Raw genomic sequence first — 13,189 nt, forward strand, 5'->3', positions numbered from 1 at the left:
AGAAGCTTTTTGGAAAAAACAATGTGACAGCAACTATGAATTTGCGGCAGATAAGTTCTATGGATGATCTTAAAAGCAATGAACATTTAATTGAGATTAAAGACCCCTCTTATTTTGCAAAATCAAAGGACCAATATACGGGAGGCGAAAGCCTCTTAGGAGGAAAATACATTGCGATGAATGCTAAAGTTTTTGATTCTAAAACCGGTATTGCTCAAGCTCAAGGAGCTTTAACACATGAGATTGGTCATACAGGCGGATTACTTCATCCCTTTGAATTTGATAAAGCAGAAACTTTCATGAATGGCAAACAGGTACCAGTAAACCTTCAGGGATATTCAAATCCAGGCAATGAGATGGATATAGAGGCCAATTTTATGAATTATCCATCCAGGGCAGCCGCAAATTTTCCGTGGGGTGATAAAAAGCAATTACAACAATATTTTATGAATAATCCAACCTCAACACCCGGTCAAGGAAATCAAGTAATTGAAAATTATAATCAAGGCAATTTAAATAATAATAGTGATGTATCTGCCAGAGCCATACTCCAAAGAATCAACAACCTTTTTAATGTTAAATAAATATTCATTCCCTTTACTATTATTAATTGCATTACTGTCTTTGGACAGTTGTAAACAACGGTCGTACGAAACAGATAAAATTGATGCCAATATTAACCTCCGTATATATTTGTTGTATCCAAGGGAAAAACTTTTAATAACGTTCAATAATGAATTAATATTTTCGGACTCGGCCTATCAAAATAAAGAAAAATATAACTACGAAAAATACCTAAAAGCCAGAATAAAAAACGGAGGAGTGGTATCATTAAAGACAATCTTTCATGGTAAACCTATTATTGATACAAGTATAAAAGTTATTCCTGGCTTTGAAAAATATATATTACAGCTATCGGCACCTTTCCCCTCTAATATATCAGAAGATTCGCTTAAGAAATTAAAAGTACCATATAAATTCGGATACATACCCATTGAGAATTCACGTAGGATTGTAACGTTGGAGCCGGATACTGTTAAACATTTTTTAAATTGACTAAAATAATGATGCCAAAAAAAATTTATATTTCTCTTTTACTCTTTTTTACAAGCATTCAATTCTTACAAGCGCAAAATACTACTTCTATAAAAGCCAATTATGATACGGCTTTCATGATGATCAAAATGTTAGTATACAGTGACATTCCTAAAGCCTTTAAAAAGGCGGTTTTTATTACCGAATATACCTATCAAGGCAACCAACTTGATTATCAAGAATTTGATAATTATATTGAACACTTAACCTTTCTTTGCCAGAAGTGGGTTCTTGCTAATCCAATCCAGGGCTATCATTATTCCGACAGTATCAATCTACAATCAAACTATGCTATCTATAACGTGATGAAAGATACTGTTCGTATGATTGTTTCCGGCAGCACAGATATAGCTAATTTGCCATATACGTATAACTTTGAAGATTTTTTCGGGCACCGGGATTGGAGCAATATGTTTGTTTCTAAACTGCTTATCACTCATAAAGGTAATTGCCATAGCCTTCCTTATCTTTATAAGATACTTGCTGACGAGCTTAACTCCAGCTGCTGGCTAACGTTGGCCCCCAATCATATCTACATTAAGAATCGCTGTAAGAAAAGCGGTTGGTATAATACAGAGCTAACATCCGGAAACTTCCCAATAGATGCTTGGATCACTGCATCAGGCTATATTTCTCTGGAAGCTATTCGAAGTGGCATTTACATGGATACGCTTAGCAATAAGCAGGCAATCGCTATGTGTTTACTCGATCTGGCGAAAGGCTATGAGCGGCAGGTAAATAATTATGAGGATGGATATATATTACGCTGCTGTGATTTTGTGCTTCAACAACATTCCCAAAATGTACAAGCACTACTATTGAAAGCAGAAGTCTTGAAAAGAATCTATGCAAAACAGTCCAAAGACACAATTAAACAAATCCAGACTACTGAAACCTATGCTAAAATGACATCCATATATGGTAAACTAATTGATCTTGGATACCGGGAAATGCCAGAACAAATGTATATAAACTGGCTTCAATCAGTAATCCGTGAGAGCGAAAAGTTTTCAAACAAAAAAATATGGGAAGGATTAAGCACTAATTAGTAATGTAATGCCAATTCTATTGGTCCATAGTAGGAACCTCCCTACCACACCTCTCGCACGGTGGAATGAAATTATCTGTCACAAAATATTTTCCTTCCATTTCTGCATTTTACTGTTAGTTGCCATCCCATGTGATTGAGGATATATAATAGAAGCTGATTTATCCATTTCTCCCTCATAATATTATATCACTTCTGACTATAGAAAAATAAACTCGCCCTACTTATAAAAAGGAAGTCCGCACGTTTCATCAACTCATGCTGCAACTTCCTTTTTCTGACAATAAAAAAATCTTACGCCAGACTATTCACTATATCCTCTTTTAAATACAGCTAATGTATCCACTTCTCTTATCCACCTTTTAAAATCATCCTCACGGGGAATATACATGATATCTATAACCTATTTTTTCACAATCAAATTATCCTGTGACGGGTCATTCAAAACAGTCTGCAAGACAGATTCTATAATATCTTGTACGTCTTGCTTAATGATGAGGTAATTATCCATAATATCCTTTTGGGTTACAGGTTTCACAACCGGTAATGGCAAGTAGGAATCCTTTTCCTTCTTCAAAGCAGCACTATCTACCTTTACATGCGCGTGAAACCTTTTCAACTTTATGGGTTGATCTGGAGAGTCTGCGACCATTCCCACAAATTCACCGCTTGACAGACTGGAAATAGTACTAACCGGCACTGCCATTTCAAGTTGCTTCGACCTGGAAATAGAGGTGTCACTGCTATTGATAGAAATACTTTCCCGATCTTGGAGTGTTTTTCCTAAACGTTCAGAGATTGATTTTGCCAGATCGCCACTTGTCTGCCCAATCATGATATTTCCACATATATTCAACACAACATCCGCCCATTCCTTACCATAAGTAAGTTTCAACTGATGATCAGATTGCATCGCAAGAATAGTGGACACAAGATTTGAACGCGCACTGGCAATTTGAACGTCTAACCCCAAAAACGTAAGTGTAGGAAATTCATCCAGTACCACTCCACACTTCGTTTTTTTTGGTTGATTAATGATCTTGCTAAGGCGTGTCATATATAAGGATAACACCGGGCCATAAACTTCTTGTTTCTGTGGATTATTGGCCAAACATAAAAGCTTTGGCGCAAAGGGATTATTAATATCTAAAGTAAAGTCGTCACCTGACATAATGTAATAGATAGTTGGCGAAGAAAGTCGAGCAAGGCCAATTTTGGCGGCATCGAGCTGTCCTTCCAGTTGTTCCATCGTATTCTCAATATAGGCTGAAATAAATGGCTGGAGATAAGCAGAAATTTCAGGTTCCGTTTGCAGTACAGTAAACAGTTTATCCATCTTAACCTGCATCAGCTCTATGACATGGGGCAACGTGCAAAACTGGCCACTTTCAAATTTTCGCAAAAACCAAATAATAGAAATAACAAAATTGATGGCTGATTCTACAAAAAAATCTCCCTGCTTTTTCAACCACGATCTGTTCGTTCCGAGCATAAGTATCCTGGCAGCCTCTACTGCATCAGTTATATCCGTCATACCTCCTGGATACAAAGGATTACAGCGGTGACTATGAGGTAAATCATCGAAGTTGATAACGTAGAAACCGGGTTTTACTTCATAGCTCGCCTGGTGTTTCAAGTAAGCATTATAGGCAATCAAGGAAAGATCAGGATACTTGAAATCATACAGACAGAGAGCATGACCTTTACTGATCAATTGTCGTATTGCTGGCTCAACGAAAAACCTGCTTTTACCAGCACCTGGAGAGCCGACACATAGAACCCCACGGGCAGGTTGAATAAAATTAAGCCAGCTATCCTTCTGCTTACCTTTATAATAGTAGTAGGCAGGAATGTTGATGGAAAATTCATTCGTGATAAGGCGCTCTTGCTGTGGGAAAGTTTCATTATCCGTATTGAAAATATCACTACTCAATTTTTTTTTTATCGAACGCGCTACTACACTTCCGCCCGTGATGATAGTTATAAAGGCAATACCGTTTAAGAGCAGATAACCAGCAGCGATGACCTGCTGGTCTAATGCCTCCGCCATTAGAATCAAGCCACTGATAAAATATAATATCAGACCAGCCAGTAACAACCCGATACCTGAACGATAGTCTGATTTTTCATCCTTGCTCCCTCTTACACCAAGCAGTGATAATAGCAACAGTCCGAGGGCAATTAGCTTACTTTTGAAGTATCCGCTTAATAAACCGGTATGAGCAATATTCTTTAAGAGTTGATCAGAAATACCACTAGTCCATCCCTTTTGTTGAAATACTTGATAGCAGTTGTAATAGCAATGAATCAGAAGGATGACGATAGCTATCATTCTGATCAGATCAATGATCTTCTTCAACCCCTGTTCATTTTCACCTGTTCTCATCGACATAGTATTTTATTTTTTTTAATGAAAAAATCTTTTCCGGCGTTTACGCTTTCTTTCGTCAAATTCACTTCCTGGCGTGGCTTCCTTTTCAGGAGCAAACAGTGATTCTACGGCCGATACAATTGTATTAGACTGCTCAGCCTCTAACTGCGGCATACCCTGTTGTTGGGTGGGTAATATCGATTTTTTGCAACGCTCCTGTATCCGGTTGGCACTATATGGTTTTCCTAAATCACTTCCGTTAAAAACACATTTTGTAAGGTGATCAACATAAGTGAGGCCATAAATGATTCCCTGGTCATTCTGCCGGATGACAAGATTAATTTTCTCTTTGTGAAGAGAATCTTTCAAGTCAGCCACGGAAAGACCAGGTCTTTTTGCGATCGCAAAATCTACAGCATTTTGCATCCTCATCTTATACTTGTTGCGAAGGCCATGATTGACCTCAAAATATTGTTGAAGTTTCTTTAAAGTGGGTTTGTTATATATATGACTAGCGGGAATAGGAACACCAACTTTATCACCGCGCTCATTCAGGACACGATACACAAGCCCACCATTTTTATAAATTCGGGATTCTTTTCCCCCTTGATCTGCCAGCACATTGTATTGCCTAAGTATAGCATTGAGTTCCGGCAAAGAGGTGTATTTATATTTCGGCAAAACGTTATCTAGCACATTTGTTATGGCTCTCTTCGTACCTGATTTAGCAGATTTACCGTAAATTACTTTCTCCGAGTTTATCGGTTTTATTTCGTACCGACGATTGCACCGACGCAAATCTGCTTTGACCAACTGAAACATATTTTCAATTTCCTTTCGAGCCGGTTCTGACTTTATTTTTCCAATGTTATGCAGCTCAATCCGTTTACCGTTTCGTTGAATATTGGTAGTAACAATATGGATATGCGGATGGCTAGCATCTGTATGCTTATACACCAAATATGGCTGCTCACCGAAGCCAATTTTCTGCATATACTGATCAGCGATTTTCTGAAGGGTAGAATTGTCTATATTTTCAGACGGGTCAAAATTGAGCGATATATGAATGCTGTTAACCTTTGTTCGTGTATTCAGCTCTGTGAGCCGCTGTAACGTTCTTATTTTATCAGTGAATCCAAGCCGTTCAGTATCCTTAGCATAATTCTTGGAGTGAATCAATTCTGCAACTGACTGTTTTACTTTATTCTCATTATAGTGAAGCACATTACTTAATGATCTACTGGCGTTAATTACTGCAACCATTGGTCATTGATTTGATTAATTCTCGACTTTATTTCCGTGATTTTGTCAGAAAGAATTTTACACCCTACTTCATGAAGTGGAAGCCATGCGGTGAGGTCGGCACAATCATCCATAGTATGCAGCTTTTTTACTACCTGGTTATAGTTATTAGCGATGGCATTTAATTCATCTTTCAACAAAATAAGGACTGCCATTAAGTCATCTAAGGACTGATTGCGGTGATAAATCTTTATAGATTTATCAAGTAATTTTTTGCGTATATATTCACTCAATTTCCGGCAGGTAGAGCCGGAAAACTGAGAGGATATTTTATGAAATTCCTCATCAGTAAAACGCACATGCAGGTGCTTAGTGCGATTAATTTTTGGTTCTGTCATCACAATTACATTTTATCACATCTATAAAAAACAACTTTTTCCCTGTCCAAAACTCACCGCCCCCGACTTCGGAGGAAGGGCGGCCAGATTCGGTTGGAGCACTTTGTGCGACAACCGTACATCTGGCCGATTGTGGCGCAGCAGACAATCCCGGAAATTTATGGCATCCAGCCTATAGTTTCTATGGTAGCATCAAAAACTATAGTAGCATCAAAAAAATGACTGTTCACAATGATAGGCTAAAAGCCTCGTTGAATAGGATAAACTAGGGCTTGGGACGCTGCTGATGACGCGGAGAACCGATGTTCACAATCCAATCGTTAAGGTCTTCGTAATTTTGGTACAATTGCCTTTCGTCACTGAATTTATGGCAGTCGATCTTCAGTGCCTTTGAGGTGAATTTATGCCCCTCATTGTCGTTGTCAAGATATAGCTTCACTCGCTCGTGAGCTTGCATGATGGACAAATTTTTATTGAAAAAAGAAAGTGAATTGAGTACTAGGAAATTACGCTTTGTTTGCTCTTGCCCCTGGTATAATGCCTGAAAAGAAAGGAAGTTAAAAAAGCCCTCAAACACTGCCATTTCTTTTTCCCCATTATCGAAGTAAGTACTGGTTTTCGGAGAGCTAGCAGCTTTAATATATTGGTTTCTCAACTCATATCCACCCTGATCATTTTTAAAACCCAGGGCATAGTAAATTTTATCTCTTAGTTCATAGCTTACTTCCTTCAAGTACTTATCAGCTATCATAACTGGGATGGAACGCTGCTCTAGGTATTTTAGTAAAGGAAGGGAGGTAATAGGTTTAACTTTAAGTACCTTGATTTCAGGTTGAATATCTTTTGGGTTCTGTTCATGCCTCGGCCTGTTGTTTACAATTAAAGGAACATTTCCTTGTAGCCTCTTTAGAAAGTCAGCCACATTACATTTGTGGTACAGTATACCAAAATCAATAATATTACCGCCTTCCCCACTCCCCCAATCCTTCCATTTATTCAATATCCGGTTAATCTTAAATGAGGGGGTCTTTTCAGATCGGAGCGGGGAATTATACCAGTAATGCGGTTCCGATACTTTCACAGGTTGAAATCCAAGTCTAGCCAAGTAATCAACCATGTCAATTTCTTTTGCTTCAGCAATTGTCATAACACACATTTTTCAAACTACACAATACGATGACATCACAAATGTAGACACGTATCACAACGTCAACTATACCCCTGCAAATAAGGAAATAGGTGAAAATAGCTTTTGGTGCTACTGAATAATAATTTTGACGTTGAAATATGAATTCATAACTAAAATGGGTTACTTATGTTAAGTACTAAAGATGTAGCTATTGTATATGAAACTTTGCTGGCTACTCCCGGAATGAACGACGTAGTAAAGATTTCCTTACATCTTCCGCGCAAGCAAATATTACTGCTTTCAAAAATCATTGACGTGGGAATAGACAGCTGGGAAGATGGTAAAGGCGGGATACTAAGTAGTATTGATCAGCAAACGCTGGAATCCATTCAAGGCATATCTGGGGAACTTTTAAAAAAATCAGGGTTAACAGAATTGAATGAAAAGATCAGCTCTTTAATGACAAAATAGGCTGTAATTATGAAGAACAATGTCATGGCATGGGAAACTGCGATTACCAAAGGATACCAGCCGAAGGAATACAGGTTTGAAGCAGCATACGTTCCCGTCGGCTTGGTAATTGCCAGATTGGATTTTAAAATATGGGCAAAGAAAGTTATGGGTATTAATGGGTATTTTTCACAAAATGATGGAAAAAAATTTCTGCTGACAGTATTGCTGAATCCGCGATTAAAAAACTATCAGATCAATAAAGACCAAATTGATTTCTCATTCTGTCAGATAGACTGTATCTATGAACTAAGGATAGGCTTACGAAAAGAAAAGATAACTGTAGAAGCAATACGATACGCAGAAGGTTAGAAATAAAGAGAATGGCGTCACTATTACCAGTGACGCCTTCGATAGCCAATTAGTGCAAAAAACCCTGCCGCCGGATGTTATTTAACCAGATGTTTGCAAACTGGCAATGTTGATGTTGCCATCCAGGAATGAAGGATACCATTTTGTTATTTTCAATATTGACACATTCTTGATATATACCCATATCATCCTGACGGTATAGCTGCGGGAAGATATACAAATGCTTGTAATCTTTTGGCTCTGTACGTAAATCAACTACCACAAAGCACATTTCAGGGTCACGCATTAAATCACTGTTAAGCTCGTAGTAATGGCACACACTATATAGTGTAGATTCCCCTACGGGCGTAGCGATGTCTTTGTTTATTATCTCCATGCTAAGAGGCATAAATCCACCGGATTCAATCCTAATTTGCTCTTTATCACCCATTTTTTCCATTAAGCGGATGAAAATACGTGTAGATGTTGCATTTAATTTTTCCATGAGTATTAATTTCTTTTAGTTAAAAAAATGATAGCAGAAGAATAAGTGGCGCCAAACTCACCGCCCCATGTATTGTTTTATTCTTTATCAATGGATTTTTTACCTTTAGATTGAATGGTATGAAACCCATATTTTCGACGTATTTCATCGAGTGATGAGCCTCTCCCCCTGGCCCTAAATGCTTCGTTTCTGTAATACCAAGCAACCTTTTTTTAGCAATCCGAAATTTGGCACCCAAAAGTTGTTTATGTACTGGTTTCGTATTACCGGTGATCCATATCCAGTTACCGACAAGCTCAATATGAATACCGGGTAGGCTTATAATTTTTTCGATTATTGCCTTATATTCTTCCGATAGTTTCAACTCCTGATCTATTTCCGCATCATTTAACCCAGCTCCTTTTGCGATAAATACACAAGCAAAAGCATACTCTGTACTTATTTCCTGCATGGTGGCAGTATCGCCGCCCATATCCGGATGATTTTCCTTTGCCAGTTTCTTATACAGTGTCTTTACTTCTTCTATGGTATTACAGTTATTAAAGTATTTCATCGCTATTTGACTTTATTTATAGCTTCCTAGACATAAGGAAGGTTTAGGTTTGTTATATCTTCATTGTGAAATATTGCCCATGCAGAAAGCAGGGATTTAGACCGTGTAGAATGCCGGCGACGTTGGATTTCCCATGAAAGGCGCATCAAGCGTTCAAGTTGATTAGTTGTCATTTTCCAAAGGTTTTAAAAGTGAGTAAAAGCGGGCGTCACCACCCGCAGGTGGCTAACGTATATTTCCTTTAAGGAGCTGGTTTAGTTTCTCTTTTACCGCTTTGGCAGTTTCTCCGTGCCAATGGTGAGCATTAGCAAGAAAGCATATTACGATACTTCGCGCAGAATCATCATAAAAATGATCATCAATACTATCAAGGGTTGCCATTACTTCCAAATAGGGTATGGCACCGTAATAAATATTTTTCCAATCCTTACGAACGATTGTAGCAATAGCAGATAAATTACTGGGTACTTGCATAACAAAAAAGTTTAAGGTTTACAATTGCGGCTTTATTATTTCGCCGCGTTCTTTCTTTTTCGCCAGCAACGCTGCCCATTGTTTACTGGAGGCCGGAGAACGATTGGACAAAAAAAATACTACCCGAAGGGTGGAGATTTTTTTTGTCCAACTTGCAAACGAAGCGATAGCGGAGTGCAGTCGTTCGTAGGCTCGTAAGTAAACAATACGATAAATTTCATATCGTCAGAAAATAGTATCGTGAAATGAGTAATGATAAAACGAGAATAATTAAAATTATCCTTCATAAGATCAACAGAGGTGGATAGAGAAGAGAAAGTATAAAAGTGCGATGCAATAGATACTATATCTATATTCAGATTCAGAATATATTAAAAATAGTTAATTAACCATCCTAACTATAAAACAGTATATTTAATACATAAATAGCATATGCAGATAGAGAAGAAAATCGAAACAAGACAACTTTACACACACATCATATGACGATGTATTGTTACATTTGATTCAGTTTAGTAAATTTAAAACTTAGATGGTCATTACAGGATAATCCATCATATGCCCAAAATGGCCTAGCTATAGTCAATGATATAATTTTAATTCGATAATTTAATATTAAACCTCCTTGTTATGTTTTCCTTATTCGAAAAAACACATGGGGCAATTAACTTCGCCCAATACGACTCTAAAGCATCTTTACTATCACCACCATTCTATATTCCAGGTGGCCATGCTTACGAATCTATGAATAGCTTCGGCACATTCTTTTACCAACAGATAGAGCAAAAACATTTCACTATCTGGAAAAGCATATATATTCCCAATGAAAATATTTCATTGCGAGTCAAAAGAAATAAAAAATGGATAGGATTTAGACTTATGCTAAAAAAGCATATTACTCATGTAGCAAATGGCAGATTGTTTGGAATTATGCAAGGGCAGGCTATTTTTTCTTATGCACCAATAACTGATGTAGAGTTTTATTTAAAAAAAGATCAGGTATACGAAGTAGTGGATATGCAGGTATCTCCGATTCTCTTACAAAATATCAAGATGAGGAGCAAGGCTTTTCAGACGTTATTTTCAGCCGTTGAACAGAACAAGCACGGATGGGTAAGCGAAAAGCCAGCCTGGGGTGGTTATCTTCTTCTGGACAAAATGGAATATCTGCTGCTCGATCCAACCAAGGAAAATGTTGCACAGGAAATTGTTGGGCAGATTATCACGGCACTCTCCCAAAATGATGAATACGACAAGAAGATAACCTACGACCAAGTTGAAAACTTATACAAGGTGCGCGAACTTATCAGGTCGCAATATAACGAAAGCATGTCCCTACGGCAGTGGGCAAAAGAGGCCAGAATGAACACTACTGATTTTAAATATAAATTCCGACAGATATTCAATGTTACTCCCTATCGCCTTCTGATGTATGAACGAATTAAAGCTGCAAAGGATATCATGCTCAATGAGCCAGATGTTCCATTGTCAGTAGTATCCGTACGCAGTGGTTTTCGCACGTACAATAATCTGCGGCGAGCATTCTATCGAATTGAGAACATAAGGTTATCTGAATGGCGAAACCTTCCAGCATTGATATTATTCCAGTGCCTTTGGGATTTAATCCCAGGAGATGTTATCTAAAAATAATAAGATGTGTCAAAAAAGCAATTTACATCAACGCCCGTTGGTTGCGTTTAATTACGTTAGTATTTTTAACGTAGAGAAGCAGCTTATTATGTAGTTTAGGATTTCCAATAGCAAGAATGTCAACTTTAATATAACAGATAGGAAATTGTTTTAATCATCTGAACATTTATTGTAAAACAGTAGGTCATAACTGGATAAAGTTGTACGGATAGGATTACTTCATTTAAAAGTGATTGTATGAAATTTTTGATCTATACAATGTACAAAACACAATCAATTCCTATTGGGAGTATAGAAGCCAAAGTCTTCCCTTTGCAATAATATCAATGAGAAAGATTGCCGGGTAAAAGGAACAGACGACTACGTAGACACCCCTTCGGCTCCTACAGAACTGGATGGAATAAACATTAGTGCAACACTTAGTGGCTCAATAGCTCATATTTCGGTGCTGAAAATACATTCTCTAATCAGAGAATTAATTGCGAAAAAGAAAAGGCCAGATAAAAATCTGGCCTTGTTTCATTAGTGGATTTTGCTATACGCCCCATTGTTGAAGAACGTTGGTTGGAATAGGTAGAGCAAGTATCCAGTATTCGAAAATGACGTATAAGTCTCTCCTGCAACCTTACTACAGGTAAAAGTTATATTACCATCCTCCTTATTCACTCCATTTATTTGATATTGTTAGATGATGAAAATTTATAAAATAGGCTACCCTTGCCTATCTATCTTTTTAGGAATACCTATCCTATTATCATGAAGGGCCACCTGAATACTTCTCTTTGTTATCGCTTCTTCATTGGTGATGGCTAGTATGGTTCTACCGGGACTAATCCCAACATAGTGTGAAAAATAGATATGAAACAGCTTGCGAGCTGCTCTATTCTCAATGATAGTAATCAGCCTGAAAGTTGTAGCATGGTTGAAAAAAGCATCAACCTTGCAACTGCTATCTAGGGTTCCTGTAATGCTGTTGACCAAAATAAAAGCTACCTTGTCTTTAAGTTGCTGTTGCAGTGTATCCTGTTTAGGAATTGAGGCCATGTACCAGGTAGCCCTAAAATCCAGGATTACCAATTCTCTGGTAAAATCGTTCGGCCTGGCAGTAGGCCCAAGCGGATAGTTAATGGCATTAAAAAAAACAATATCAAACACGGTATCTCCTACCATCAAAGACTGGTTACCCACAGGGGTTAAGATTAAATCCTGGACAAAGCAATGTTTTATCGGCCCTAGGAGAGCCAGTGCTATGAAAAAGATCACTTTCATGTAGTTTATTATATTATATGGCTATTAAAAAATCCCCCAATACATTAGGTATTAATTGACGTGTAGCCATTTTATGTAATTAGATATGTCAGGGTCCAATCATGTTGTCATATAGTTCCAGCTCATGTTTCCATCTACCAATAGGAGCTACCAATAATTCTGAAAGCAAGTTAGGTCAATCTTTACTTTTTTTGCGTAAATTTGGGTTGACTTTTATAGGATTTTATTTGACTTTTACGTACTTTTAAAAACAACTACTTATTATGAAAACAGAAATTAAAGAGTATAAGAGAGTAAGACATGCCGGAAAAAATCTTCAAAGAATAAGGGTTTATTTGGGCGTTAAACAAGAAACATTGGCCGCAGCTTTAAACTTAAATCAACAAGATATATCAAAAATGGAACAGCAGGAAAATATTGAAGAAGATAAACTGGAAAGAGCCGCTGCTGCTCTGGGAGTATCTCCTGATATGATTAGAGAGTTTGATGAAAGTAACGCTATTTATAACATCAACAATATTCGGGACAATACTTTTTCAGATAATTCAACATCTATCGCCCAACAATTCAACCCGATTGAAAAAATAGTTGAACTGTACGAACGGTTATTGCAAAGTGAAAGAGAGAAAGTCGAATTATTGAAAAAAAATAATT

The 13,189-nt window shown here is 37.4% G+C and carries 15 protein-coding genes; 7 read left to right on the top strand and 8 right to left on the bottom strand.

Annotated elements, in window-relative coordinates:
- From ACDQ55_RS21175 to ACDQ55_RS21185, 3 genes are all read left to right on the top strand, one after another.
- Window positions 1-584, top strand: a 584-nt coding sequence (locus tag ACDQ55_RS21175) for a hypothetical protein (RefSeq protein WP_420983641.1), incomplete at its 5' end; no start/stop codon positions are given.
- Window positions 574-1,056: a hypothetical protein gene (locus ACDQ55_RS21180; RefSeq protein ID WP_420983642.1), complete on the top strand. Its 483-nt coding sequence runs from the start codon at window positions 574-576 to the stop codon at window positions 1,054-1,056. The genes ACDQ55_RS21175 and ACDQ55_RS21180, both read left to right, overlap by 11 nt.
- Before the next feature lie 8 nt (window positions 1,057-1,064).
- On the top strand, window positions 1,065-2,144 hold the full coding sequence (locus ACDQ55_RS21185) for a hypothetical protein (RefSeq protein ID WP_420983643.1): 1,080 nt from the start codon (window positions 1,065-1,067) through the stop codon (window positions 2,142-2,144).
- Window positions 2,145-2,546: 402 nt separating this feature from the next.
- Here the strand turns inward: ACDQ55_RS21185 and mobC are convergent, their stop codons facing one another.
- From mobC to ACDQ55_RS21205, 4 genes are all read right to left on the bottom strand, one after another.
- A complete protein-coding gene (gene mobC, locus ACDQ55_RS21190; protein ID WP_420983644.1) occupies window positions 2,547-4,529 on the bottom strand; it encodes a conjugal transfer protein MobC in 1,983 nt (660 codons plus the stop codon).
- A gap of 21 nt (window positions 4,530-4,550) precedes the next feature.
- Complete coding sequence (locus ACDQ55_RS21195) at window positions 4,551-5,777, bottom strand: relaxase/mobilization nuclease domain-containing protein (RefSeq protein ID WP_420983645.1); 1,227 nt, start codon at window positions 5,775-5,777, stop codon at window positions 4,551-4,553.
- Complete coding sequence (locus ACDQ55_RS21200) at window positions 5,765-6,154, bottom strand: plasmid mobilization protein (RefSeq protein WP_420983646.1); 390 nt, start codon at window positions 6,152-6,154, stop codon at window positions 5,765-5,767. The genes ACDQ55_RS21195 and ACDQ55_RS21200 overlap by 13 nt, the downstream gene beginning before the upstream one ends.
- Window positions 6,155-6,419: 265 nt before the next feature.
- Window positions 6,420-7,301 (bottom strand): toprim domain-containing protein, encoded by an 882-nt coding sequence (locus ACDQ55_RS21205; RefSeq protein WP_420983647.1) that lies wholly within the window; start codon window positions 7,299-7,301, stop codon window positions 6,420-6,422.
- A 168-nt stretch (window positions 7,302-7,469) separates the two neighbouring features.
- Between ACDQ55_RS21205 and ACDQ55_RS21210 the strand changes: the two genes are divergently transcribed.
- Window positions 7,470-7,754 carry a hypothetical protein gene (locus tag ACDQ55_RS21210; protein ID WP_420983648.1) on the top strand — a complete coding sequence of 95 codons (285 nt, stop codon included), beginning with the start codon at window positions 7,470-7,472 and terminating at the stop codon, window positions 7,752-7,754.
- A 9-nt stretch (window positions 7,755-7,763) separates the two neighbouring features.
- Window positions 7,764-8,105: a hypothetical protein gene (locus ACDQ55_RS21215; RefSeq protein ID WP_420983649.1), complete on the top strand. Its 342-nt coding sequence runs from the start codon at window positions 7,764-7,766 to the stop codon at window positions 8,103-8,105.
- Window positions 8,106-8,154: 49 nt separating this feature from the next.
- On the opposite strand, the gene ACDQ55_RS21220 is transcribed toward ACDQ55_RS21215, so the two are convergent.
- From ACDQ55_RS21220 to ACDQ55_RS21230, 3 genes are all read right to left on the bottom strand, one after another.
- Window positions 8,155-8,589, bottom strand: a complete 435-nt coding sequence (locus ACDQ55_RS21220; RefSeq protein ID WP_420983650.1) for a DUF6908 domain-containing protein — start codon at window positions 8,587-8,589, stop codon at window positions 8,155-8,157.
- Between the two features lie 19 nt (window positions 8,590-8,608).
- Window positions 8,609-9,142, bottom strand: coding sequence for a hypothetical protein (locus ACDQ55_RS21225; protein WP_420983651.1), 534 nt, complete (start codon window positions 9,140-9,142; stop codon window positions 8,609-8,611).
- A gap of 225 nt (window positions 9,143-9,367) precedes the next feature.
- Complete coding sequence (locus tag ACDQ55_RS21230) at window positions 9,368-9,616, bottom strand: hypothetical protein (RefSeq protein ID WP_420983652.1); 249 nt, start codon at window positions 9,614-9,616, stop codon at window positions 9,368-9,370.
- 630 nt (window positions 9,617-10,246) lie between these two features.
- Between ACDQ55_RS21230 and ACDQ55_RS21235 the strand changes: the two genes are divergently transcribed.
- Window positions 10,247-11,260 (top strand): helix-turn-helix domain-containing protein, encoded by a 1,014-nt coding sequence (locus ACDQ55_RS21235; RefSeq protein ID WP_420983653.1) that lies wholly within the window; start codon window positions 10,247-10,249, stop codon window positions 11,258-11,260.
- A 717-nt stretch (window positions 11,261-11,977) separates the two neighbouring features.
- Here ACDQ55_RS21235 and ACDQ55_RS21240 read toward each other — a convergent pair.
- A complete protein-coding gene (locus ACDQ55_RS21240; protein ID WP_420983654.1) occupies window positions 11,978-12,535 on the bottom strand; it encodes a hypothetical protein in 558 nt (185 codons plus the stop codon).
- Window positions 12,536-12,798: 263 nt separating this feature from the next.
- Here ACDQ55_RS21240 and ACDQ55_RS21245 point away from each other — a divergent pair.
- On the top strand, window positions 12,799-13,189 hold a 391-nt coding region (locus tag ACDQ55_RS21245; RefSeq protein ID WP_420983655.1), incomplete at its 3' end, for a helix-turn-helix domain-containing protein.

The organism is Chitinophaga sp. 30R24 (genome assembly GCF_049056765.1).
Classification (GTDB): domain Bacteria; phylum Bacteroidota; class Bacteroidia; order Chitinophagales; family Chitinophagaceae; genus Chitinophaga.

What these genes read in the sequence shown, in the direction of transcription:
- ACDQ55_RS21180 (WP_420983642.1), top strand. Translation starts at nt 574, where the DNA reads ATGTTAAATAAATATTCATTCCCTTTACTATTATTAATTGCATTACTG.
- ACDQ55_RS21185 (WP_420983643.1), top strand. Translation starts at nt 1,065, where the DNA reads ATGATGCCAAAAAAAATTTATATTTCTCTTTTACTCTTTTTTACAAGC.
- mobC (WP_420983644.1), bottom strand. Translation starts at nt 4,529, where the DNA reads ATGAGAACAGGTGAAAATGAACAGGGGTTGAAGAAGATCATTGATCTG.
- ACDQ55_RS21195 (WP_420983645.1), bottom strand. Translation starts at nt 5,777, where the DNA reads ATGGTTGCAGTAATTAACGCCAGTAGATCATTAAGTAATGTGCTTCAC.
- ACDQ55_RS21200 (WP_420983646.1), bottom strand. Translation starts at nt 6,154, where the DNA reads ATGACAGAACCAAAAATTAATCGCACTAAGCACCTGCATGTGCGTTTT.
- ACDQ55_RS21205 (WP_420983647.1), bottom strand. Translation starts at nt 7,301, where the DNA reads ATGACAATTGCTGAAGCAAAAGAAATTGACATGGTTGATTACTTGGCT.
- ACDQ55_RS21210 (WP_420983648.1), top strand. Translation starts at nt 7,470, where the DNA reads ATGTTAAGTACTAAAGATGTAGCTATTGTATATGAAACTTTGCTGGCT.
- ACDQ55_RS21215 (WP_420983649.1), top strand. Translation starts at nt 7,764, where the DNA reads ATGAAGAACAATGTCATGGCATGGGAAACTGCGATTACCAAAGGATAC.
- ACDQ55_RS21220 (WP_420983650.1), bottom strand. Translation starts at nt 8,589, where the DNA reads ATGGAAAAATTAAATGCAACATCTACACGTATTTTCATCCGCTTAATG.
- ACDQ55_RS21225 (WP_420983651.1), bottom strand. Translation starts at nt 9,142, where the DNA reads ATGAAATACTTTAATAACTGTAATACCATAGAAGAAGTAAAGACACTG.
- ACDQ55_RS21230 (WP_420983652.1), bottom strand. Translation starts at nt 9,616, where the DNA reads ATGCAAGTACCCAGTAATTTATCTGCTATTGCTACAATCGTTCGTAAG.
- ACDQ55_RS21235 (WP_420983653.1), top strand. Translation starts at nt 10,247, where the DNA reads ATGTTTTCCTTATTCGAAAAAACACATGGGGCAATTAACTTCGCCCAA.
- ACDQ55_RS21240 (WP_420983654.1), bottom strand. Translation starts at nt 12,535, where the DNA reads ATGAAAGTGATCTTTTTCATAGCACTGGCTCTCCTAGGGCCGATAAAA.